Consider the following 23,622-nt stretch of genomic DNA (forward strand, 5'->3'; position numbering starts at 1 on the left):
GCTGTTCCGGCGCGGGCGTACCCGACGCTATTCCGGAGACGGGCGGCGGCCTTGAGCAATAAGTGCTCAACGCGCGTCGCGGCCCAGCGCGGCGATGAGGCCGCCGCGGGTGGACACGCCCAGCTTCGCGTAGACGTGCTGGAGGTGGTTGTTGACCGTCCGTACGGAGAGCTGCAGGGTCTGCGCGATCTCCCTGCTGGTGATGCGCCGGGTCGCCAGCAGCGCGATCTCCAGCTCCCGGTCCGAGAGCGCGGCGGCCGGGGCGGCGGCGGGCAGCAGCGGGGTCGCCGCGTGCTGGCACCGGGCCCGCCAGCCGGCCGACCGGTTGGCCGCGGCCGTGGCCCGCCGTTCCTGGCCCGCCCGTCGCCAGAGGCCGGCGGCGGCCGCCGCCGCCTCGGCCGCCATCAGGTCGGCGCCCATCTCCCCCAGTTCGGTCGCGGCCGTCAGCAGCAGGACGGGATCGCCGCTCGTCAGTCCGGTGGTCATCGTCGTGCCGGCCTGGACGAGCGGGCAGTCCGTCACCCCGGCGAGTTCGTCCAGCCGGGGAGCCGCCGCCTTCGCCCCGCCGAGCCGGGCGAGCTCGATGAGGAGCAGCCCCTCCTCTGCCAGCTCACCGGCCGCCCGCGCCCGGGCGGCGGCCTCGGCGAGCCAGGCGTGGGCCGCCTCCGGCCGGCCGTTCATGGCGTGGGTCCAGGCGAAACCGAGGTGCTCGAGATACAGCTGATCCCCCGAGACCTGCTCCTCTGCCTCGGAGACCGCCCGCATCGCCGCGTCCCGATCCCCCTGGACGGCGGCGCAGGCCGCGAGGCCGCTGAAGATGCTCCGCAGCGGTTTGGTGTGCCCGTTGCTCCTGGCCAGGGCCAGCGCCTCCGCGTAGATCGCCCGGGCGTCCGCCGGACGCCCGGCGTGCCACTCGGCCCGCGCCAGCCCGAGCGCCACCCAGATCTGGGTGAAGTCGAGGGTGCCCGAGGTGACGAGCGCCGTGTAGCCGGCCCGCCCCACTTCCCGGGCTTCGGCGATGCGCCCGCTCAGGCACAGGGCCCGGGTCAGGCAGGTGAGCTGGACCGCCGGATGGAGGTAGGGGATCTGGTCGTCGAGTTCGTTGTGCCCGCGGTAGGCGCGCTCGGCCCAGGCCAGGGCTTCGGTTGCCCGCCCCAGCACCGCCAGACCATGGGCCTTCAGGCCCGCCCCCACCACCCAGACGACCTTGTTCGACGCCTCGCGGTGGTCCTCCTCCACGTCCGCCAGCAGGGCCATCGCGGCCCGGGGATCCCGGGTGACCACACGGGCCGCCCCCTCGATGTGCCGCAGGAGACGCCGGCCGTCGTCGCTGGTGACCCGGGCCAGGGCCGCGTCGCCGACCTCGAACGCCTGCTCGATGGCGTCCTCTCCCAGCAGCAGGTAGTAGACGAGCTTGAGCGTCAGCGTCAGCACGTCCTGCTCGGTCTCGGCGAGGGCGTCGGCGGCGGTGTAGGCGGCCCGCGCGCCGGCGAAGTCGCTGAGCTGGAAGAGCGCGTCACCGAGCATGACCTGGGTGGTGAACGTGTGGTGCCCGGCGGGGATGGCGCGCAGCAGCCGCCCGGCCTGCACGTTGTCGTGCGCGTGCAGGGCGAGCGCCGCCGCGCGCGTGAGCAGGCCGGGGTCGGCGGTGCCGGTCGCGGCCAGCCGCCACGAGGCGATCCGGAGGGTGTCGTGGCGGCGGCGGCTCCCGAGGGAGGCGATCCGGTCGGCGTGGGCCAGCAGCATGGCCGCCTTGCGTCCCTGGGTGATTCCGGCGCGCAGCACCTCGCCGTAGAGGGGGTGGGCCAGCGTCACCATGAGCCGCCGCTCGTCCTGGACGACCCGGATGACCCCGCTTCGCTCCAGGTCGGCGATCACCGGGCCGGGCGTGGTCTGCTCGACGTCCGCCACGGAGAGCGGTTCGCAGAGGGCCAGCAGTTCCAGCGCCCGCCGCGCCTCCCCGTCGGCGACGGGGAGGCGGGCCGTGATCAGCTCGGTCAGCCGCGCGGTACGCGGGACCGCGCCGTCGGCCAGCTCCCAGACCTCCCCGTCCCGTGCCAGCGCGCCCCGGGCCATCGCCCCGGTCACCAGTTCCCGCAGGAACAGCGGGTTGCCGCCGCACACGTCGCGCAGGCGGTTCAGCGTCCGGTGGCTCACCGTGCCGCCGAGCAGCGAGACGAGCAGCTCCTCGACCTCCGCGCCGGACAACTCGGGCAACTCCACCCGCCACACGGCGTCGTCCTCGCAGAGCGTCTCGACGAGAGCGCTGAGCCGCTGCGTCGAGCGCATGGTGCCCAGCAGCCAGATCTGCCCGGCGTCCATCAACTGCCGGATCAGCATCACCGACGCCGCGTCCAGCAGGGGCAGGTCGTCGACCAGGACGACCAGTTTCCGGCCCGTGGCGACGCCCCGGCCAGAGAGCCATTCTCCGACCCCGGCGAAACCGGCGACCGGGTCGGACATCTCCAGATCGGCCGGCAGCAGATGCGCCAGGGCGGCCAGCGGCACGGCCCCGGCCGCCTCGCTGGCCAGCACCGTCGCGACGGCCGCGCCGTCACGCCTGGCGGCGGCGAGGCACTCCTCGGCCAATCGGGACTTGCCCAGCCCGGTCCGGCCGGAGATCACCATTCCCCGGCACCGGCGGTCGGCGAGCGCCCGGCCGAACGTCGCGAGGTGTTCGGTCCTGCCGACGAAGGGCCCGCTCAGGCCAGGGGTGTTCACGGAACCACTCCTCCGAATGGCGGCCGGGCGCATCGATCGTCGGCGGGCCCGGGGAACGCTTCCGATCGTCGCATCGGCCGCCGGGGCGGTCAACGCCGCCGATCACCCCGGCGGAGACGGCGGCGGTCTCGCGGCCTCCGAGGCGTAGGCGCGCACTTCGGCCACGACGCGGTCGGCCAGTTCGCCCAGCCCGGCCGTGGAGCGCCGGGTCTCGATCAACCGGACCCCGGTGCCGAGGGTCTCCCTGACGGAGTCCACGAACGACGTGTCCAGCGCCACAGCCGACTGCCACACCCGGTCGACCAGGTCGACCCCGGCGCCCCGGTCCAGGGCGTCGTCGAGCAGGCCGTACAGCCCTTCGCCGGTCCAGGAGATCTCCGGGGCGGGCCGTCCCGTCAGCTCCTCGACCATGGTGGTGGCGATCGGCTGGGCGACCCGACGGAGGAAACGCTCGTGCGCCTCGATCGCGAACTGCATCGTGTACGGCGTCAGCTCACCCGCCGGCGCCCCGGCACTGGTGCGCGCCCACCGGATGGCGACGTCGCCGTGCAGGGCGTTGGCCCAGATCGTGACCTGGGTGGCCCAGGTCACCCAGGCGTCGTAGGCCACCCTGACCGGTCCCCCGGGCAACGGCGGCGCCGCCAGGGTGCCGACCCGCAACCGGCGCACCTGGGCGCGCACCCCGTCGTTCAGGTGGTGACCCGTGCGCTCGTACGCGGTGGCGGCGTCGGTGCCCAGATACGCGGCCAGCGAGGTGGGCCCGCCCGGGTGGCGGCGGAGGAACCCGGTCACGTCCGCGATCTCCACGCCGAGCGCGATCCACTGCCGGTCGGCTCCCCGGTGGCGGGCCAGCAGCTCCCCTGGCGTGTGGACCGGCCAGTCGTCGCGTGGATCCGGCGGTCGCACCGAACCCTCGGCGGGGGGCTCCCGGCGCGTCGCCCGTGTGGTGGTGAGCTCACGGCTGATCCTGCCGGTGCGGTGGAACCCGGCGATGGTGACGTCGCGGCCCACCCGGGTGGCGGTGTCGATGTAACCGATCACCTTGAGGTGGTGCCGCTGGAGGAGACCTCCGTCACCGGCGTAACCGGCGCGCAGCGCGGCCAGCCCCCGGGTCAGCGCCGGATGCCGCGCGGCGGAGGTGTACGCGCGGACGCCGACGCGGAACACGGCCGCGACGAACTCCCGCCAGTGCGGCGGGAAGGCCCGGCGGAGCCGGAGGGTCTCCTCGCCCAGCGGGGACGCGTAGTCGGTGCGCCCGATGACCGCGTCGAGAAGGTGGAACATGGGTGAGGCGGTGCCACTCGGTCCGAGGCCGCCGGGGGTGAGGGGCACCGCGAGCGGTGCGACCGTCTTGGCCCAGACGACCGGATCGACGTGGAAGCGCGATCCCGGCCGGGGGCTGATCTTCGGCAGGCCGTGCACGGTGACGTCGTGCACGGTCTCCGCCATCGCCGTCAGGCAGTCCGCGAGCGCGGGCGCGTCGTCCTCGGCGATCGCGTCGCGGGCGCGGAGCGAGGCGGCCACCAACGGGGTGCCCCGGGCGAGCATCTCGAGCTGGGCCAGGTAGAAGACCTCCTCCTCCGGCACCCCCACGGTCGGGATCAGAAGGCGGGTGTTCTCCACCCGGACCGGGCCGGTGGCCGCGGCCGCCGCGTGACGCCAGTTCATCACCACGAGGTCGGCGTAGGAGAGGTGCGGCGCCGCCCGGCCGAGCCGGGCGCAGACCTCGCGCCACGGCCGCAGGAGGGACGGCGGGGTCGTCGCGGCGCGGCGGGGCTCGACGCGGTCGTGGGCGTGAACCAGGATGCCGAGCACGGTCGCCGCCCTGGTCAGCGCGTCGTCGGGGAGGGTGGCCGCGGACAGGGGCGGCAGCGTCTCGATCCGGTCGCGCAGCGCCAACCGGGCGTGCAGCGCCGGCAGTTCCGCGGCCACGTCGTCCCATGGCCGATGCGAGGCGGGAAGGCTCGTTCTCGGCGGCCGGGCCGGAAGGAACCCGTGTTCCACCGACAGCGGCCCGGCGTTGTCGTGCGGGGCGCACGCGGCACGCCGCACGATCTCCGCCGGGGTCTCGTACCAGGATGCCATCGTCGTCTCTCCTCGTCGCCGACCTGCTGGTCGCTTCGAAGATGACGAGGAACGGGGGGCGCGGGACAGGGTAACTTCTACTCAACGTGGGCGTGCGGCCGGATGAGTAGAAATTACTCTGGGCGGCCGGCGGTCCCGGGTGGTCGGATCCCTCTGTACGCAGCGAGTGCCCGCGGCCGTGGGAGCCCCGGGCGTGACCGAGGGAAGTGACTCCTTGCAGCCCGGAAACACGGTGGGAGAATTCTCGGCGTTCAATCCCTACGCCATGACGACCGCGACGTTCTACCAGACTCTCGCCAAGGCACGGGAGATCGAGCCGATCTTCTATTCCGACGTCCTGGGCAGCTGGGTGGCGACCCGCTACGACGACGTCGTGCGGATCACCCAGGATCCGGAGACGTTCTCGTCGCGGAGTGTCTTCCCCAAGCCGACCGGGCTGCCCGGCGCGGCGCAGGACGCGATGGACTTCCTCTTCGCCAAGAGTGTGCTCATCCTGGGCGACCCGCCCGAGCACGGACCGGTGCGGCGCATCGTCCACGAGGGGTTCAAGCCACGCGTGGTGGCCGCCTTCGAGCCCCAGGCCCGCGCGCTCATCGCCGGAAAGGTGGACCGGCTCCCCGACGGCCGGTTCGACCTGGTGTCCGGGCTGGCGTTCGAGACGGCGTTGGCCGTTCTCATGAGGTTCATGGGGATCCCGGCGGACCAGTATGAGTTCGTCCGCGAATGGCGGGAGAGTTCGCAGATGCTGCTGCTCGGCAGCGCCGGGCTCGACACCGATCGGCTCCTGGCCCTCGGGGAGACGTACATGCGGGGGGTGGAGTACTTCGTCGGTCTCTCCGAAGAGCGACGGGCGGCCCCCGGCGACGACTTCATGAGCCTCATGACCGGCATCGAGATCGGCGGCCGGCGGCTCGACGACGAAGAGGTCGTCGGCCAGGTGGTCACCCTCTTCGGGGCGGGCACGGAGTCCACCGCCAACTCGCTGGTCAACATCGTGCTCGCGCTCCTGGAGGAACCCGGCCGGTGGGACCGCCTGGTCCGGGGGGAGATCGACGCTGACAAGGCGGCCACCGAGGGGTTGCGCTACGACATCCCCGGGTTCGGGGTGTTCCGGGCCGTCACCCGGGACACGCGCTTCGGGGACGTCTCCTTCCGCGCGGGCGATCTCGTCCTGCTGTCCTTCGCCGCGGCCAACCACGATCCGAAGTACTTCTCCGACCCCGACGAGTTCCGTCTCGACCGGCCGGTCAGAGCTGATCTGACCTACGGCTACGGAATCCACAACTGCGTCGGCGCGGCGATCGCCAAACTCACGCTCAACCTCACCCTCACCGCCCTGGTCCGCCGTTTCCCCCGGCTGCGCCTGCTGCCGGACCAGGAGATGACCTACCAGGTCAACAGCATCTCCCGGGTGCTCGCGGCGCTCTGGCTGGACGGGGACCCGTGCTGACGTCCCTCGCGCGGATGGGCGCGGTCGCCCTGGCACTGCTCGGCCTCGGGACCGGATCCGCGTCCGCGACCACGACGGTCGCCCTGGACGTCCGGCCCGTCTCCGCGCTCCGCGACACCACCCTGACCAGGTTCGAGATCACCGGCCTGACGCGCCACCAGGTGGTCGCCGTCGAGGTCCGGTCCGACGACCTGCCCGGCGCCGACCCGTGGACCGCCACCGCCCGGTTCCGGGCGGACGCCCGCGGCAGGGTCGACCTCAGGACGGCCGCGCCGCTGGACGGCCCCTATCGCGGCGCCGACGTCATGGGCCTGCTCTGGTCGCTGAACACGGTCAACGCCCCGGTCCCCGGCGGGGAGTTCCTCGGCCTCGGCGTGGTCGACGCCGTGTTCTTCGGCGCGATACCCCTGGGCGACTGGACGGCGACCGTCACGGTCCGGGACACGGGCGGCGCCCCCCTGGCCACCCGGCGGCTGATCCGGCGCTCGCAGTCGCCTGGACATCCGGTGACGCACGAGCGGATCCAGCCGACGGGCACCTATTCCATCGACGTGTGGTACCCCAGTCAGCAGCGGCCCGGGAACACGGTCGTGCTGCTGCCCGGCGGTGCGAGCGTCGTCCCCAACGGCACCTGCGAGATGCTCGCCGCCCGGGGCCACTTCTGCGCCGCCGCGCCGCTGGCCGGGAGCGGGATGCCCGGGGCACCGGAGCAGTGGGTGGAGATCCCCGTCGAATTCGTCCGGTCCGAGATCGAGGCGGTGCTCGCCCACCCCGCGGCGGTGGGCGACGAGGTCGTCCTCGGCGGACCCTCGGGCGGCGCCGTCGGCACGCTCCTGACCGCGCAGACCTACCCGGAACTGGTCAAGGGGATCATCCTGGCCGAACCGGAGGACTGGGTCGTCGGCGGCTTCGCCGGCGGAGCGCCCGTCGGCGACCGGGCCGAATGGTCCCGGAACGGCACCGGCCTGCCGTTCATCCCGTGGGACCTGGCCGCCTGGCAGCGCGTTCTGGACGCAGGACCGCCCTTCCGGCTCGGCGAGCTGATCTCGGCGTCGTACCGGCAGGCCACACGTCAGGAGATCGCCGCCTCGCGGTTGCGGGTCGACGCCGTCGACGGCCCGGTCTTCATGAGCGTCGGGGCCGAGTCGGACGCCGTCTGCACCTGCCTGGCGTCCGCCCGGCGGCTGGCCCAGCGGTTCCGGGCGGCCGGGAACACCGGCGTCGACCTCTACGTGGGCCCGCGTTCCGGGCACACCACCGGATACGCCCCGGCGTGGACACCGCGACCGGGCACGGTGGTCGGCGGGGTGCAGCTCATCGGAGGAACCGTGGAGGGCAACAGCCGCGACAACGACGTCGCCTGGCGCCTGCTGCTGGACTGGCTTCGGCACGACGGGATCCGGCAGTGATCTCCCGTCACGACGCGGCTCCGGCGCCCGCCGACGCGGTGCTGGTCGTGGTCGACGGCGAGCACCTGACGATCGACGAGGTGGTGACCGTCGCGCGCCATGCCACCCGGACCGCTCTCTCCGACCTGCCGCCGATCCGGCACGCCCTGCGGCGCAGCCGCGATCAGGTGCGTGCGCTGACCGACGAGGAGACCCCGCTCTACGGGGTCACCACCGGCTTCGGCGACTCCTCCGACCGGCGGATCTCCGCCGGGCACGCCCGGGAGCTCCAGGCCCGCCTGATCAGGTTCCTCGGATGTGGGACCGGCGACGCCGTACCGCCCGAGGTCGCCCGGGCCGCTACGCTCATCCGCGCGAACAATCTCGCCCGGGGGCATTCCGGCGTGCGGCCCGAGCTGATCGAGCTGCTGCTGGACCTTCTCAACAGCGGGATCACCCCCCTCATCCCGGCGGAGGGGTCGGTGGGCGCCAGCGGGGATCTGGTTCCCCTCTCCTACCTGGCCGCCGCCGTCACCGGTGAGCGGAAGGTCCTCTACCGGGGCGCGGTCCGGCCCGCCGCGCGGGCCCTGGAGGAGGCCGGGTTGCGGCCGCTCACCCTCGAACCGAAGGAAGGGCTCGCCCTGGTCAACGGCACGGCGTACATGACCGGCCTGGCCGCGCTCGCCGTGGCCGACGCGCGGCGCCTCGCCCTGCTGTCGGATGTGACCACGGCGCTCACCGTGGAGGTCCTGCGCGGGCTCACCGATCCCTTCGACGCCTTCGTCCACGACGTGGCCAAGCCGCACCCCGGCCAGGTGACCTCCGCGGCCAACGTGCGGGCGCTCCTGCGGTCGAGTGGCCTCAGCACGTCGGGGCCGTTCGGTTCGGGCCGGACGATCCAGGACAAGTACTCGATCCGCTGCGCCCCGCACTTCACCGGCGTGTTGTGGGACACCGTCTCCTGGGTGAGCCGATGGGTGACCATCGAGATCAATTCCAGCACCGACAACCCCCTGTTCGACCATGTCCGGGGTGAGGTCTGGGCGGGCGGGAACTTCGCCGGCGGTCACGTCGCCCTGGCCATGGACACCCTGCGGACCGCCGTCGCGAGCGTCGCCGACCTGATGGACCGGCAACTCGCCCTGGTGGTCGACGATAAGTTCAGCCAGGGCCTGCCCCCCAACCTGGTGTTCCCGCTCCCCGAAGGCCACCCCGGGCAGGGCCTGGACCACGGGTTCAAGGGCATGCAGCTCGTCTGCTCCTCCCTGACCGCTGAGGCGCTGAGCTCGGCGATGCCCCTCACGGCTTTCTCCCGCTCCACCGAGTGCCACAACCAGGACAAGGTCTCGATGGGGGCGACGGCGGCCCGGCGTACCCGCGACGTCCTCGCGCTGGCCGAGAAGGTGGGAGTGATCCACCTCCTGGCCCTGTGCCAGGCCGCGGACCTGCGAGGTCCGCACCGTCTGGGAACGACCGGGCTCGTGCACGGCCGTGTCCGCGCCGCCGTGCCGGGCGTCGTGACGGACCGCCCGATGGACGAGGACGTGGAGACCGTCCTGGAGATGCTCAGAAGCGGCGCCCTCCTCGCCGGCCTCGACGAGATCGCGGGTGGGCGATGACGTCCCCGCTCTTCGCCCGTCCCGACATCGCGAGCGAGGTCCGGGCTGACGGTTGTCTCCTCATCCGCTCACGCGAGGAACTCCTGACTCCCGCCCCGGGCGTCGGAGCGATGTTCGGATCCGCGGCGGCGGCGACGCCCGAGCGGATCCTGCTCGCCCAGCCCGGCGCGGACGGATGGCGGGAGCTGACCTACGCCCGGGCGCACGCCCGCGTCGAGTCCGTGGCCCAGTCCCTGCTGTCGCGGGGACTCGACCGGCCCGTGCTGATCCTGAGCGGGAACTCCGCCGACCATCTGGTGCTCGCCCTGGCCTGCCAGACCATCGGCGTCCCGTACGCACCGGTCAGCACCTCCTACTCGCTGCGCAGCCGGGATTTCGGGGAACTCCGGGCGATCGGGCGGCTGGTCCGGCCGGGGCTCGTGTTCGCCGAGGACGCGTCCGCGTTCGCCGGCGCGCTGGCGGCGCTGGGAGAGAGCGGCCTGCCGCCCCATGAGATCGTCGCGTCCACGGGGATGCCCGCCGGGGCGACCCGGTTCGCCGACCTCCTCGCCACCCCACCCACGCGGGAGGTGCGGGCCGCGGCGGCGGCGATCGGCCCGTCGACGGTGGCGAAGTACCTCTTCACCTCCGGCTCGACCGGCGCCCCCAAAGGGGTGATCACGACGCACGGCATGCTCTGCGCCAACCAGCGGATGATCGGCCAGGTGTGGCCGTTCCTCCGGGAGACCCCGCCCGTGCTCCTCGACTGGCTTCCCTGGAGCCACACGTTCGGCGGCAGCCACAACACCAACCTGGTGATCGCCAACGGGGGCACCCTGTATCTCGACGACGGCCGCCCCACGCCGCAGGAGTTCGGCCGTACCCTGCGTCATCTGGAGACCGTCACCCCCACGGTCTATCTCAACGTGCCCCGCGGTCTCGCGATGCTCACGCGGAGCCTGGAGCTCGACCCGGTCCTGGCCCGGCGTTTCTTCAGCCGCCTTCAGGTCGTCTTCTACGCGGCGGCGGCGCTTCCCCAGGATCTCTGGACCCGCCTGGAGGAGCTGGCCCGCCGGCACGCCGATCACCCCGTCGCCCTCACCACGTCGTGGGGCGCCACCGAGACCGCCCCCGCCGCGCTCTCCGCCCACTTCCCCTCCTCCCGGGCGGACTGTGTCGGCGTGCCGCTGCCGGGCGTGGAGGTGAAGATCACTCCGGTGCGCGGCAAAGCCGAGATCCGGGTCAGAGGACCCCACGTCACCCCCGGCTATCTGGGCCGTCCCGACCTCACCGCCGGGGCGTTCGACGCCGAGGGCTATCTGCGCACCGGCGACGCCGTCCGCCTCATCGACCCCGCCGACCCCTCCGCCGGTCTCCGCTTCGACGGCCGCCTGGCCGAGGACTTCAAACTCGACTCCGGCACCTGGGTCGACGTCTCCGCGCTCAGGAACGCCCTTCTCTCGGCCGCCGGAAGCCTCCTCTCCGACTGCGTCATCACCGGCCACGACCGCCGGTACGTCGGCGCGCTGGCCTGGGCCGGCCCGGGGCTCTCCCCCGACCCGGCCCTGCTCGCCGCCGCCCTCCGCACCGTCGGCGCCGGCGCGGGCTCCTCCCGGCGCATCCGCCGCCTCCTGATCCTCAGCGAACCTCCGTGCGCGGAGGCGGGCGAGATAACCGACAAGGGCTACCTCAACCAGGCCGCCTGCCTGCGACGGCGGGCCGCCGAGGTCGCCGAGCTCTACCGGGAACCGGCACCCGCCCACGTCATCGACGTCGGAGACGACCCACCCGCGTCAGCTCATCGCGACCAGCACACGCCGGGAGCCGGTGAACGGCCGGCGCCCGTGGCCGACTAGCACGTTGTCGATCAGCAGCACGTCACCCGTCCGCCAGTCCACGTCCACCGCGTGTTCCAGCCCCCGGTCCCGCACCTGGATGACGTGCTCGGCCGGGATCGGGGTGCCGTCGGCGTACTGGACCGACTGCGGGAGGTCCTCCGGCGGCATGATCTCCGCCAGCATCATCGCCGTCTCGTCGCCCAGGGACGCCGGGTGCCACTGGTCGGACTGGTTGAACCAGACCTCCGCCCCCGTCACGGGGTGGCGGGTGGTGGCCGGGCGGACCTGGGTCACCCGCAGGCCGCCGTCGGAGCGCCACGTCCACTCGGCGGCGGAGGCGTCGAGGAAGGCCTCGACCGCCTTCTTGTCCGAGGTCTCGAAGGTCTCCTGCCAGCTCTTGCCGAGGCCCATCCCGCCGTGCAGGTTCTGGGTGTAGCGCACGCCCTTGGCGAACGCCTCCCGGACCGGCGGGTCGAGGGACTCCAGCCAGGTCACCCCGTCGACGACCGGCGTCGCGCCGCCCGACTCGGCGGCCTTGGCGCAGAAGAACATCAGCCGCGACGGCCACGACGCGGCATAGGACAACTCGTTGTGCATGGAGATCGTGTACTCGGCGGGGTACTCCGTCGAGGTGTACACGTTCTGGCCGACCTTGGTGCGCGGGGAGTTCCCGTGGACGTAGGCCAGCCGGTCGGGCAGCAGCAGGTCCATCGGCGCGTCCAGGGTGGCCTCGGTCACGCCGAAGCCGCGGAAGACCAGGGCCTTCTTCTCGACCAGCAGCTCGTCGACGGGGGTGTCGCGCAGGAAGTCCGCCAGGGGGCGGCCGTCGCCGTGTAACTCATGGGGTTGCCAGCTCATCGGGATCCTTTTCGGAGGTGGCGTCGGAGCGCTTCGCGCTGGGATTCCGTGAGGACGGGACGAACCGGGCGCGGCGGGCCGAGGAGCGAGGCAACGAGGGCCGCCGCTCTCGTGATGCCCGCCGACGGGTCGAGGTCCTCGGGTGCTGCCGGCCGCTCCCCCGATGCGAGCAGGTCGCGCAGCGTCTCCCCCGCCTCGGGCCATTTCCCGGGCGGAAGCCATTTCGCCAGCCCGAGTTTGGCGAGCCGGGCGGCGTTGTCGGGGCGGTCGGCGCCGTCGGCGAGCACCAATTGCGGGGTGCCGGCCATCAGCGCGCGGGTGAGGGTGCCGATGCCGCCGTGGTGCACGACCGCCCTGACTTCCGGTACGACCTGGTCGAACGGCAACCGATCGAACCAGCGCACCCCTTCGGGCAGCGGCGTGGGCAACAATTCGGGATAGGGCGTGACGACCACCGCCGGAAATCCCTCGACCGCTTTCAGGGCGGAGGCGTAGAAGGCCTCGTTCAGCATGCGCCCGGTGCCGCCCGAGACCAGGACGGGCCGATCGGCGACGACCTCCGGGGAGAACGTTTCCCGGGAGGCGGCGTCGGGCACCGCGAAGCCGGCGAGTTCGAATCGCGCGGGGGATTTCGCCCCTGCCTGGTCGAACCAGCGGGGCCACAGTCCGATGTCCATCGTGGCGCCGGCGAACCAGCCATGCCAATCGGATATCGGCGGCAGGCCGAGGTCGTCGCGGACGGACTGGAAGCCGTCGGCGAGTTCGGTCGCGTACATGTGGGCGGCGAGGCGGGCGCCCATGACCTGGATCGGGGAGACCGCGACCCAGGCCACCGGGCAGCCGAGCAGTTCGGCGGCGAACCGGACCGACAGGGCCGAGGTGTGCCGGCCCACCAGGACGGTGCGGCCCGGCTCGTGGCGTTCGGCGATGGCCTTGACCTCGAAGGCGAGCTGCTCGAACAGGCCGTTGCGCTCGTAGAAGGCGAGCCAGCCGAGGCCGCTCCGGGTGTCCATGAGCAGGGCGGTGTCGGCCTGGTGGCGGGCGAACTGCTCGGCGGTGTCGATCGCGGCGAAGTCGAGGCCGGCCGCCGCCGCGCGGTAGGGCGCGTGCGTGATCAGGGTGACCTCATGGCCCTGACGGCGGAGTTCGGCACCGAGCCGGACGAAGGGCATCACGTCGCCGTCGGTGCCATGGGTGACGGCGATTATCCTCGGCACGCCACCCGCCCGGCGCCCGGAATTTCGGCTGACAGTGAGCTGCGCATGAAAGTTTCTGGTCCCTTGCATCGGTGGCCGCCGGTGGGTGATACTCCGACTGAGAAAGCGCTCTCTTGTTCCCGGATGCCGTCCTGGAATGCAACCAAAGAAGCAGTAGCGACATGTTCCTGTCAACGGTGATCCCGCATAATGGAACGACCACTTCCAGTGCTCCGGGAATGTGGGGCAGGCTCAGGGTCGTGACTTTTTTTAAGTTCTATACTATCCTGCTGCCGGATGCCTGACCTGCACAACAACAGAGCGAAGGAGGGCTACTCGCTTACTCATCGGTAATTCGCGGGTAAGCCGCCATTCCCTGGTGGGTCGCGGCGCGCACTTGCGCGCGGCGAATAGGTTCCATTAATCTCTTGTGGGGGTGCAGTGGGAGCGCTCCCATGACGGTTAATTGGGTTCCGCAACTTTCTGCAACTCAGCGCAACATTAGGATGGCGCTTATCGCGCCGGCCTTTTTCGGGTTGCCTTGGACCGTTCAAAGAAAGGCCACTCCGTGGCAGTGACGTCCACATCCACACCCGAGTCCGCGCCCCGTAGCTCCCTCGGCGGGCTCTCCCCCGCGCGCCAGGCGGCACTCGCCCGCCTGCTCACCGCGCGTCCGAAATCCCCCATCCCCGTCGTCCCGCGCGACCAGGGCCCCCTCGCCTGCTCCTTCGAGCAGCGGCAGATGTGGCTCGGCGCGCAGCTCGACGGCGTGGCCCCGGCCCCCAACGCCACTCTGGGGCTGCGGCTCGACGGCCCGCTCGACGTACCGGCGCTGACCGCCGCCCTCGACGCCCTGATCGCCCGACACGAGAGCCTGCGTACCGTTTACGCGACTCCCGGCGACCAGGCCGCTCAGGTAGCGGGCTCCTCCGCGGACGTCCAGGCCGTGAGCGGCGACGAGCCGCTGCAGACGGTGCTCGACCCGTTCCCCATGCCGTTGGAGTTCCACGGCGCGCCCGACCAAGCCGAGGAGATCACCGCCGAGGCGGTGACCCGGCGGTTCGATCTGCGGACCGGGCCGGTCGTGGCCGCCACGCTCATCCGGCTGGCCGAGGAGTCGCACGCCCTGCTGGTCGTGTGCCACCACATCGCCGCCGACGGCTGGTCGATGGGGATCCTGGCCGACGAGCTGGCGACGCTCTACCGGGAGGCTCTCGCCGGGGAGCCGGGCACGCTGCCCGAGCTGCCGGTCCAGTACGCCGACTACGCCGCCTGGTCCCGGGCCGAGCTGACCGGCGAGACGCTCGAACGGCGCACCGCCTACTGGCGGGCCGCGCTCGACGGAGCCCCTGCGGTCGACCTGCCGGTGCGGCGCGAGCGGCCGGCGCCCGGCGGGCGGCGTACGAACACCAACTGGAGCCTGCTCGCCCCGGGCACCCTCGCCGCGCTGCAGGCCGCCGGCGGGCCGGGCACGACGCCGTTCACCGCCCTGCTGGCGGTGTTCTCGATGCTGCTGGCCCGCTACACCGGCGCCGACGGGGTCACCCTGGCGACCACCAACGGCGGGCGCCGGCGGCGCGAGCTCGAAGGCGTCGTCGGCTGCTTCGTGAACGCGGTGCCGATCCACGGGGACCTGTCCGGCGATCCGACCTTCCCCGAGGTCGCGGCGCGTATCCGGACGGCGGTCGGCGGCGCGCTGAGCAACCCGCTGCCGCTGTCGGTGCTGGCAGACGCGGTCGACCTGAAGCTGCCGGTCAGCTTCTCCTTACGCGGCTTCCGCGACCAGCGCGGCGACTGGCCCGGCCTGACCGCCTCGATCTGGGACCACGAGGTCGACCACCAGGGTTATGAGTTGTCGCTGCTGGTCCACCTCGACGGCGACGTCACCGGGCTCGACTTCACCTACCGGCGCGACCTGCTCGACGACGAGGTCGTCGACCGCATGGCCGGCCACTACCACCACCTCGCCGCCCAGATCGCGGCGAACCCGTCGGCCACGCTGGCCGAGCTCGACCTGGTGACGCCGGAGGAGCGGGACACGATCTTCGGGACGTGGAACGACTCGGCGCGGCCGTACCCAGAGAGAGCGCTCCCTTTGTTGCTGGCCGAGCACCGCGACTCGACCGCGACGGCGGTCCGCTTCGGCGGCCGGGACACCTCCTACGCCGAGTTGCACGCCCGCGCCAACCAGATCGCCCGGCGGCTGCTCGCCGAGGGGGTCACGCCCGAAAGCACGGTCGGGGTGCTGCTCGACCGCTCCCCCGACCTGATCGCGTCGCTGCTGGGCGTGTGGCTGGCGGGGGCGGCGTACGTGCCGATGGACCCGGCGTTCCCGCCGCAGCGCATCGCCGACATGCTGGAGACGGCGGGCACGGCGCTGGTGCTGACCGAGCGGAAGTACGTCTCCCGGTTCGACGGCCCCACGGTCGTCGACGTCGCCTCAATCGACGGCGACACCACCCCCGTCGACGTCGCGCCCGACCTCGACCGGCTGGCCTACCTGATCTTCACCTCGGGCTCGACCGGGAAGCCGAAGGGCGTCCAGGTCACCCACCGGGGGCTGGTCAACCACGTGTGGTGGGCCGTCGAGGAGCTCGCCTCCCGGGGCGAGGGCGGCGCGCCGCTGCTCGGCTCGGTCGCCTTCGACCTGGTCGTGCCCAACCTGTGGGCGCCGCTCGTCGTCGGCCAGGCCGTGACGGTCCTCGACCAGGACTTCGACATGGGCGAGCTCGGCGAGCTCCTCAGCGGCCACGACTTCAGCTTCATCAAGCTCACCCCCGGCCATCTGGAGGTGCTGGGCCACCAGCTCGACGACGCCCGCGCCGCTGCGCTGGCCGGGGTGATCGTCGTGGCCGGGGAGGCCCTCCCCGGTTCGCTCGCCGACCGCTGGCTCGAGATCCTCGGCCCCGGACGGCTGATCAACGAGTACGGCCCCACCGAGGCCACCGTCGGCACGTGCGTCTACCCGGTCACCCACCGGCAGCACCACGAGGTCGTCCCCATCGGGGCGCCACTGCCCAACATGCGCATGTTCGTTCTCGACCCGCACCGCCGCCTGCTCCCCGCCGGCGTCCCGGGCGAACTCTACGTCGGCGGCGTCGGCGTCACCCGCGGCTACATGAACCGACCGGACCTGACCGCCGAACGGTTCGTGGAGTTCGAGGGTGAGCGCGTCTACAGGACGGGCGACCGGGTCCTCTGGCTGCCCGACGGCAACGTGGCGTTCCTCGGCCGCTTCGACGACCAGGTGAAGATCCGCGGATACCGCATCGAACTGGACGAGGTCAGGGCGGCGCTCCTCGACCATCCGGGCGTGCGGGACGCGGTGGCGGCGGTGCACGAGGAACGGCTGGTGGCCTACTACGTGCCGGTCGCCGAACCGGTGCGGGGCCTGGACGAGCACTGCGCGCTCCGGCTCCCGGAGTACATGGTCCCGGTGGTCTTCACCGAGCTCGACCGCATGCCGCTCAACGCGAACGGCAAGGTCGACCGCAAGGCGCTGCCCGTCCCCCAGGTCACCGCCACGGCGGGACGGGAGCCGGGTACCGCGACCGAGCTCCTCATCGCGGGCGTCTGGAAAGAGGTCCTCAACGTCGAGACCATCGGCGTCGACGACGACTTCATGGCGCTGGGCGGCCACTCGCTGCTGCTCATCCGCATGATCGCCAAGCTCCGCCAGACGATGCCGGACAAGCCGATCAGCGTGGTCGACGCCCTGGCCAACCGGACCGTCGCGGCCCTGGCCGCGCTGGTCGACGGGCCCGCGGAGGAGGAGAAGGGCCTGCTGGTCCGGCTCACCAAGCCGATCGCCGCCCCGACCATGACCCTGGTCTGCGTGCCCTACGGCGGCGGCAGCGCGGTCGTCTACCAGGCGCTCGCCGACGCGCTGCCGAAGGGGATCGCGCTCCAGGCCGTCGCCCTCCCCGGGCACGAGCTCGGCGTCGACGAGGAGATCCTGCCCTTCGACGAGGCCGCCGAGCGGATCTGCGAGGAGATCCTCGCCAAGGTCAAGGGCCCGCTGGTGCTGTACGGCCACTGTGTCGGCAGCGCCCTCACGACCGAGATCGCTCGCCGCGTCGAAACGGCCGGCCGGGAGATCGACGCCGTCTACATCGCCGGCAGCTTCCCGTTCGCCGTCCCGACCAAGGGCCTGAGCGGCCTGCTGAACAAGCACTACTTCAACAACCGCAGGCTGCGGAACAACAACTCCGAGGCCAACTGGCTGCGCGCGATCGGCGCCGACCTCGACGGCCTGGGCGGGGAGGAGGTCGAGCGCATCGTCACCACCATGCGCTCCGACGCCAAGGCGGGCGAGGCGTACTTCACGAAACTGATCGACGAGGGCGCGACCCCGCTGACCGCCCCGGTCATCTCGATCGTCGGCAGCCGCGACCCGATCACCGACTTCTACGAGGAGCGCTACCGCGACTGGCACGTCACCGCCAGGACGACGGCGCTCGTGGTGATCGACGAGGCCGGCCACTACTTCCTGCGCTACCGCGCCGAGGAACTGGCGAGGATCGTCACCACCGTCCACACCGACCTCGACGGCCCCCACGCCGCCGAGACGTGGCGTAAGGAGGCGGTCTCCCGCGAAGCGCCGCCCGTCGAGGCGACACTGGGCCGGTTCCTGCGGGTCGCCGCCGGCCAGACCGTGTCGATGGTCGGCACGGCCATGACCGAGTTCGCGGTGCCGATCTGGGCCTACCTGAAGACCGGCTCACTGTTGCAGTTCAGCCTGTTCGCCATCATCGCGCTGGTGCCCGGCCTGGTGCTCTCGCCACTGGTCGGCGCGCTGGTCGACCGGAGCGACCGGCGCAGGGCGATGCTGATCGGCGACGGCGCCTGCCTCGGGCTGCAGGCGCTCATGCTGGGGCTGCTGCTCACCGACACCCTCCCGATGCCCGCGCTGTACGGAATCCTCGTCCTGCTCAGCGTGGCGCTGACGGTGCAACGCCTGGCCTGGGCGTCGGCCGTGCCGCAACTGGCCCCCAAGCACTATCTCGGCCACGCCGGCGGCGTGCTCCAGCTCGGCAACGCGATCGGCCGCCTGATGGTCCCGCTGTTCGCGGTCGGGGTGCTGGCCGCGATCGGCCTGAACGGCATCCTGATCGCCAACGTCGTCTGCTACCTGTTCGCCGTCGGCGTCACCCTGTTCACGCCGTTCCCCAAGGCCATGGCCTGGACGCGCCGGGAGACGGTCGGGGCGGAGATCCGCAACGGCTTCCGCTACCTGTGGCGGCGGCCGGGCCTGCGGGCGATGGCCATCACCATGTTCGCCGTCAACTTCTTCCTGTTCACCGCGTTCACGATGATCTCGCCGCTGGTGCTCTCGATGGGCGACCTGGGCGACACCGGGACCGTGGCCCTGGTCGCCGCCGCCGGGGCGGTGGCGGGCGGCTTCGTGATCTCGATCTGGGGCGGCCCGCGCCGCCGCCGGATGTTCGGGATGCTCTCGGCCGTGGCCGTCGTGGCGCTCTTCGCCTTCTCGATGGGCCTGCGGCCGTGGTTGCCGCTGGTCGCGGTGGGGGCGGCCGGCATGGCGCTGTTCATGACGATCAGCGACGGCATCTGGATCACGATCATCCACTCGAAGGTGCCGCAGCGCTACCACGCCCGGGTGATCGCCATCAACCAGATGCTGGCCATGTCGACGCAGCCGATCGGCCTGGCCGTGCAGGCCTGGCTGGCCGGGCTGGTGTTCGTCCCGCTGCTGCGCGAGGACGGCGCGCTCGCCTCGACGGTCGGCGCCGTGATCGGCGTCGGCGAGGGGCGCGGCATCGGCCTGCTCTACCTGATCTGCGGCCTCGCCATGGCCGTCACGATCGTGATCGCACTGAGGCACCGGGCGCTCCGGAACTTCGACCGGGACACCCCGGACGCCGAACCCGACGATTTGGTCGGTCTCGCAGAACTGAAGGGAACCTCCGCATGACCCCCACCGAATCCGCCGTCGCCGAGATCTGGACCGAGCTGCTCGGCCAGGCTCCGCCGTCGGTCGACGACGACTTCTTCGAACTCGGCGGCCAGTCGCTGACGATGGTCCAGTTCCTGGCCAGGGTGGAGGAGCAGTTCGGCGTCGAGTTACCCATCGACGTGCTGTTCGCGTCCGGGTTCACCGTCGCGGAGGCGTCCAAGGCGATCGACCAGGGCCGGATCGCGGCCGTCGACGACGACGAGCTGGCCGCCCTGCTCAAGCAGCTCGACGGCATGTCGGACGACGAGATCAACGAACTGCTCGCCGACAACGCATGAGAGTCCTGCTCGCCCAGAACATGTTCCACCTGCCCAGCCACGGCGGGGCGAACAAGTCCAACCGGATCATGATGGAGCAGCTCGCGGCGCGCGGGCACGAGTGCCACGTCGTGGCGCCGATGAGCGGGGCGTTGCGGGCGACGTCCACCGACGACCATGTGAGCTATCTCAAGGGTCTCGGCGCGGAGGTGACGTCGGCCACGCCCGACGCGCTGGTCTACGAGTACAACGGGGTGCGGGCCCACGTGGTGACCCGGGCGTCGCTGCTCGCGAAGCGGATCGGCGAGGTGGCCGCCGAGGTCTCCCCCGACTGGACGCTGGTCCCGTCGGACGACCCGGGTCTGATCGTTCTCGGGGCCGCGCTCAGGGCGGCCCCGGAGCGGGTCGTCTACCTGGCGCACACGCTGCAGCAGCTGCCGTTCGGGCCCGGGGCGTTCTACCCGAGCGCGGCCGGGACCCGGATGGTGAAGCTGGCGGCCTCGGTCGTGGCGGTGAGCCAGGCCGCGGGGGCGTACCTGCAGAAGTGGGGCGACATCTCGTCCACGCTGATTTATCCGCATATTTACGGAGATCCGGCGGAGCTGCCCGGCGGGGACCTGATCACGATGATCAACCCGTGCGGCTACAAGGGCCTGAGCGTGCTCCTCGGCCTGGCCGACGCGCGGCCCGCCCTGCGGTTCCTCGCCGTGCCGACCTGGGGCACCACCGCCGACGACCTCGACGAGCTGAAGCGGCGGCCCAACATCGAGATCGGGCAGCCGTCCGACGACATCGACGACGTCCTGTCGCGGGCCAGGGTCCTGCTCATGCCCTCGCTCTGGGACGAGACCTTCGGGTACGCCTGTGTCGAGGCCATGGCCCGGGGCATCCCGGTGATCGCCAGCGCCGTCGGCGGCCTGTCGGAGGCCAAGCTCGGCGTGCCCTACTCGGTGCCGGTGCGCAGCATCGAACGCTACGAGTCGGTCGGCCAGGCCCGGCCCGTCCCGGTCGTCCCGGAGCAGGACCTCGGCCCCTGGCTGAACGCCCTCGACCCCGTCACGGGCGACGAGGCGCTGCACCGCCACCTGGCCCGCCGGTCGCGCAAGGCCGCGCTCGACTTCATCGGGTCGCTCGACGCCGGCGCCCTGGAAACCCACCTGACCGCCCTGCGCCCCAACCGCCGCCTCGCCGCGCTGGCCGCGCTGGCGGCGGCCCGCGCGAAGGAGTCCCAGTCATGATCGGAGCGGTGCGGGAACGCACCCTGACGCCCGTCTCGGAAGCCGACCTGTCGCGGATGTTGCGCATCCGCCACTTCGAGAAGGCCCTGCTGCGCCTGTTCGAACAGGGCCGCCTCAACGGCACCACGCACACCTGCCTCGGCCAGGAGCACGTGCCGGTCGCGGTCAGCGCCCTGCTGTCGCCCGACGACCACGTGTTCAGCAACCACCGGGGGCACGGCCACTTCCTGGCCCGCTACGACGAGCCGCACGCCCTGCTGGCCGAGATCACCGGCCGCGAGGGGGCGCTCTGCAACGGGGTGGGCGGCAGCCAGCACATCTACCACGAGCGGTTCCTGTCGACCGGCGTCCAGGGCGAGTCGCTCCCGGTCGCGGTCGGGGTCGCGCTGAGGCACCGGCGGACCGGCGACGGGATCGCGTGCGCGTACATCGGCGACGGCACCTGGGGCGAGGGGTCGGTGTACGAGGCCCTCAACATGGCCCAGCTCTGGGGCGCCCCGCTGCTGGTCGTCGTCGAGCACAACCGGATCGCCCAGTCGACCCCCACCGAGGCGCAGCTGGCCGGGTCGATCGCGGGCCGCTGCGCCGGGTTCGGCGTGCGGCACGAACGTGTCGAGTCGGTCGACGTCAACGTGGTGCGCGGGGCGCTGGCGCCGCTGGTCGAGTACGTGCGGCGGGAGAAGCGCCCCGCGGTGTTCGAGGCGTCGGTGCACCGCGCCGGGCCGCACAGCAAGGGCGACGACACCCGGACCGCCGCCGAGCTCGCCGAGGCCGCCGCCGGCGACTGGTACGCCCACTACACGCGCGACTTCCCCGCCCAGGTGGCGGCGCTGGAGGAGATCGAGCGCGCGTTCGTCGACGCCGCGGTGGAGAACGTGCTGGCCCGGCCCCTGTCGGAGTGGTCATGAGAGTCGCCGAACACCTGAACCGGTCGCTGCACACGCTGATGGAGAACGACCCGTCGGTCCACCTGCTGGGCGAGGACGTCTCCGATCCGTACGGCGGCGCGTTCAAGATCACCAAGGGCCTGTCGGACCGGTTCGGCCCCCGCGTGATGTCCACGCCCCTGTCCGAAGGGGGCATCGTCGGCGTCGGCGCCGGGCTGGCTCTGGCCGGCGACCGGGCCATCGTGGAGATCATGTTCGGCGACTTCGCCACGCTGGCCTTCGACCAGCTCGTGAACTTCGCGGCCAAGTCGACGACCATGTACGGCCGTCGGGTGGACGTGCCGCTGATCGTGCGCCTGCCCACCGGCGGACGCCGGGGCTACGGGCCGACGCACAGCCAGAGCCTGCAGAAGCACTTCATCGGCGTCCCGGGCCTGTCGGTGTACGAGATGAGCCCCTTCCACGACGCCGGGCGGCTGTTCACCGAGATCTTCGACAGCGGCAGGCCGGCCGTGTTCTTCGAGGACAAGGTCCTCTACACCAAGCCGATGCTGAGCGGCGGCGACGGCCTGCACACCTTCGAGGTGCGCGACGGCTGGGCGGTGATCCGGGCCGAGCGGGACACCGAGCACGTGCTGCTGGCCCCGGGCGGCCTCACCGACCGCGCCCTGGCCGCCCTGCGCGACCTGCTGCTGGAGGACGAGATCGCCTGCACGCTGCTGGTCCCCGCCCGCCTCCACCCGCTCGACGTGACCCCGGTCGCCGACGTGCTCGCGGCGGCCAGGCGGGTGCACGTCGCGGAGGACGGCACCGCCGGCGGGACCTGGGGCGCCGAGGTGGCCCGGCTGCTGCACGAGCGGCTCTGGGGCCGGCTGACCGCGCCGATCACGCACATCTCGGCCCCCGACTCGATCATCCCGACGGCCGCGCACCTCGAGGCCCGCTGCACCGTCCAGCCCGCCGACATCCGAAGAGCCATCAACACATGACCGAATTCCGCATTCCGAAGCTGAACAACAACGACGACAGCTACATCCTCGTGGAATGGCTCGCGGCCGACGGCCAGGAGGTGAAACAGGGCGACCCGCTGGTGGTCATCGAGACGTCGAAGACGGCGGAGGAACTGGAAAGCCCGGCCGACGGGACGCTGGTCATCCGGGTCCATTCCGGCGACTGCGCGCCGGGCGAGCTGATCGCCGCCATCGGCGCGGCGGTCGAGGTCGCCGAACCCGTCGTGCCGGAGGTGCCGCCGCTGGAGTCCGGGGAGATCGACGTCGTGATCACCCGCCCGGCCCAGGCCCTGATCGAGCGCCACGGCATCTCCCTCGACCGGGTGCGCGCGCTCGGCAAGAAGGTGATCAGGGCCGAGGACGTGGAGTCGCTGGCCGACCCGCGCGAGGTCGTCGAGCTGCCGAGGGCGCAGCGCCAGGCGGCCGACGTGGTCGTGTTGTCGCACCAGACCATCCCGGCGGCGTTCACGGTGGTCAAGGCCGACGTGACCGACACCGCCAAGCTCACCCGCGACCTGTCCAAGCACGCCCGGACCCTGATCGGGCTGTCGGAACTGCTGGTCAAGGCCGTGGCCGACCAGCGGGCGGAGTTCCCGCACCTGTTCGCCACCTGGCTCGGCGACGGCCGGATCCGGCTCGCGGAGGGCTCACACGTCGGGGTCACCATCGACGTCGGCAAGGGCCTGTTCGTGCCGGTCGTCCGCGACGCGGACGTGCGTCCGCTCGACGCGGTGGCCCGGGAGCTCATGGACTACCGGATGACCGCGCTGCGCGGCAGCTTCCGCGAACGGGACCTGGAGGGCGCCAACATCGCGGTCACGCTGCACAGCGAGGCGGGCGTGGAGTTCGCGATCCCGATCATCTACCCCGGCCACGTGGCGGCGCTGTCGCTCGCCTCGACGCAGCAGGAGGTCCAGCCGGGCGATGAAGGTTTCATGGTCCGCCAGACCGTGCGGATCGGGCTCGCCTTCGACCACCGCGTCGTGAACGGCCGGGACGCCGCGCTCTTCCTCGGAGCGGTCAAGCGGTTGCTGGAGGAACCGCGCAGATGGTTGGAATAACGCGTCGTGGTGTATTTGTGCTGATGTCACTCAGCGCCGCCGGCGCCTGCGCCGCAGA

At 72.1% G+C, this 23,622-nt stretch carries 14 protein-coding genes; 10 read left to right on the top strand and 4 right to left on the bottom strand.

Annotation, left to right across the window (positions count from 1 at the left end; translation table 11 throughout):
• Positions 1-66: 66 nt before the first annotated feature.
• Entirely contained in the window at positions 67-2,721 is a 2,655-nt protein-coding gene (locus GT755_RS40910) for a LuxR C-terminal-related transcriptional regulator (RefSeq protein ID WP_161478210.1), read from the bottom strand.
• A gap of 102 nt (positions 2,722-2,823) precedes the next feature.
• Entirely contained in the window at positions 2,824-4,806 is a 1,983-nt protein-coding gene (locus GT755_RS03460) for a cytochrome b5 domain-containing protein (RefSeq protein ID WP_161478211.1), read from the bottom strand.
• A 193-nt stretch (positions 4,807-4,999) separates the two neighbouring features.
• On the opposite strand from GT755_RS03460, the gene GT755_RS40915 reads away from it, so the two are divergent.
• The 4 genes from GT755_RS40915 to GT755_RS03480 are packed head-to-tail and all read left to right on the top strand — an operon-like array spanning position 5,000 to position 11,098.
• Positions 5,000-6,256, top strand: a complete 1,257-nt coding sequence (locus tag GT755_RS40915; RefSeq protein WP_161478212.1) for a cytochrome P450 — start codon at positions 5,000-5,002, stop codon at positions 6,254-6,256.
• The gene (locus tag GT755_RS03470; RefSeq protein ID WP_161478213.1) at positions 6,250-7,665 is read left to right on the top strand and encodes an acyl-CoA thioesterase/bile acid-CoA:amino acid N-acyltransferase family protein; all 1,416 of its coding nucleotides are present in this window, start codon (positions 6,250-6,252) and stop codon (positions 7,663-7,665) included. Before GT755_RS40915 ends, GT755_RS03470 begins: the two co-directional genes overlap by 7 nt.
• The gene (locus GT755_RS03475) at positions 7,662-9,263 is read left to right on the top strand and encodes an HAL/PAL/TAL family ammonia-lyase (protein WP_202609556.1); all 1,602 of its coding nucleotides are present in this window, start codon (positions 7,662-7,664) and stop codon (positions 9,261-9,263) included. Before GT755_RS03470 ends, GT755_RS03475 begins: the two co-directional genes overlap by 4 nt.
• Positions 9,260-11,098 carry a feruloyl-CoA synthase gene (locus GT755_RS03480; protein ID WP_161478214.1) on the top strand — a complete coding sequence of 613 codons (1,839 nt, stop codon included), beginning with the start codon at positions 9,260-9,262 and terminating at the stop codon, positions 11,096-11,098. The genes GT755_RS03475 and GT755_RS03480 overlap by 4 nt, the downstream gene beginning before the upstream one ends.
• Here the strand turns inward: GT755_RS03480 and GT755_RS03485 are convergent.
• Positions 11,036-11,938 carry a TauD/TfdA family dioxygenase gene (locus GT755_RS03485; RefSeq protein ID WP_161478215.1) on the bottom strand — a complete coding sequence of 301 codons (903 nt, stop codon included), beginning with the start codon at positions 11,936-11,938 and terminating at the stop codon, positions 11,036-11,038. The genes GT755_RS03480 and GT755_RS03485 overlap by 63 nt on opposite strands.
• Positions 11,935-13,155: a glycosyltransferase gene (locus GT755_RS03490; RefSeq protein ID WP_161478216.1), complete on the bottom strand. Its 1,221-nt coding sequence runs from the start codon at positions 13,153-13,155 to the stop codon at positions 11,935-11,937. The genes GT755_RS03485 and GT755_RS03490 overlap by 4 nt, the downstream gene beginning before the upstream one ends.
• Before the next feature lie 553 nt (positions 13,156-13,708).
• On the opposite strand from GT755_RS03490, the gene GT755_RS03495 reads away from it, so the two are divergent.
• From GT755_RS03495 to GT755_RS03520, 6 genes are read left to right on the top strand one after another with little or no spacing between them, the layout of a single operon-like run.
• Positions 13,709-19,069, top strand: a complete 5,361-nt coding sequence (locus GT755_RS03495; RefSeq protein WP_161478217.1) for a non-ribosomal peptide synthetase/MFS transporter — start codon at positions 13,709-13,711, stop codon at positions 19,067-19,069.
• The gene (locus GT755_RS03500; protein ID WP_030453153.1) at positions 19,066-19,389 is read left to right on the top strand and encodes a phosphopantetheine-binding protein; all 324 of its coding nucleotides are present in this window, start codon (positions 19,066-19,068) and stop codon (positions 19,387-19,389) included. Before GT755_RS03495 ends, GT755_RS03500 begins: the two co-directional genes overlap by 4 nt.
• Positions 19,386-20,606, top strand: a complete 1,221-nt coding sequence (locus GT755_RS03505; RefSeq protein WP_161478218.1) for a glycosyltransferase family 4 protein — start codon at positions 19,386-19,388, stop codon at positions 20,604-20,606. Before GT755_RS03500 ends, GT755_RS03505 begins: the two co-directional genes overlap by 4 nt.
• Positions 20,603-21,514, top strand: a complete 912-nt coding sequence (locus GT755_RS03510; RefSeq protein WP_161478219.1) for a thiamine pyrophosphate-dependent dehydrogenase E1 component subunit alpha — start codon at positions 20,603-20,605, stop codon at positions 21,512-21,514. The genes GT755_RS03505 and GT755_RS03510 overlap by 4 nt, the downstream gene beginning before the upstream one ends.
• Positions 21,511-22,482: an alpha-ketoacid dehydrogenase subunit beta gene (locus GT755_RS03515; RefSeq protein WP_161478220.1), complete on the top strand. Its 972-nt coding sequence runs from the start codon at positions 21,511-21,513 to the stop codon at positions 22,480-22,482. Before GT755_RS03510 ends, GT755_RS03515 begins: the two co-directional genes overlap by 4 nt.
• On the top strand, positions 22,479-23,564 hold the full coding sequence (locus GT755_RS03520; protein ID WP_161478221.1) for a 2-oxo acid dehydrogenase subunit E2: 1,086 nt from the start codon (positions 22,479-22,481) through the stop codon (positions 23,562-23,564). The genes GT755_RS03515 and GT755_RS03520 overlap by 4 nt, the downstream gene beginning before the upstream one ends.
• Positions 23,565-23,622: the final 58 nt, after the last annotated feature.

Origin of the sequence: Herbidospora solisilvae, assembly GCF_009901565.1 — a bacterium.
In the GTDB taxonomy this organism is placed as follows: domain Bacteria; phylum Actinomycetota; class Actinomycetes; order Streptosporangiales; family Streptosporangiaceae; genus Herbidospora; species Herbidospora solisilvae.

Excerpts from the sequence above, each read along its gene's own strand:
- GT755_RS03480 (WP_161478214.1), top strand. The coding sequence starts at position 9,260 with ATGACGTCCCCGCTCTTCGCCCGTCCCGACATCGCGAGCGAGGTCCGG.
- GT755_RS03500 (WP_030453153.1), top strand. The coding sequence starts at position 19,066 with ATGACCCCCACCGAATCCGCCGTCGCCGAGATCTGGACCGAGCTGCTC.
- GT755_RS03520 (WP_161478221.1), top strand. The coding sequence starts at position 22,479 with ATGACCGAATTCCGCATTCCGAAGCTGAACAACAACGACGACAGCTAC.
- GT755_RS03510 (WP_161478219.1), top strand. The coding sequence starts at position 20,603 with ATGATCGGAGCGGTGCGGGAACGCACCCTGACGCCCGTCTCGGAAGCC.
- GT755_RS03515 (WP_161478220.1), top strand. The coding sequence starts at position 21,511 with ATGAGAGTCGCCGAACACCTGAACCGGTCGCTGCACACGCTGATGGAG.
- GT755_RS03485 (WP_161478215.1), bottom strand. The coding sequence starts at position 11,938 with ATGAGCTGGCAACCCCATGAGTTACACGGCGACGGCCGCCCCCTGGCG.
- GT755_RS03460 (WP_161478211.1), bottom strand. The coding sequence starts at position 4,806 with ATGGCATCCTGGTACGAGACCCCGGCGGAGATCGTGCGGCGTGCCGCG.
- GT755_RS03505 (WP_161478218.1), top strand. The coding sequence starts at position 19,386 with ATGAGAGTCCTGCTCGCCCAGAACATGTTCCACCTGCCCAGCCACGGC.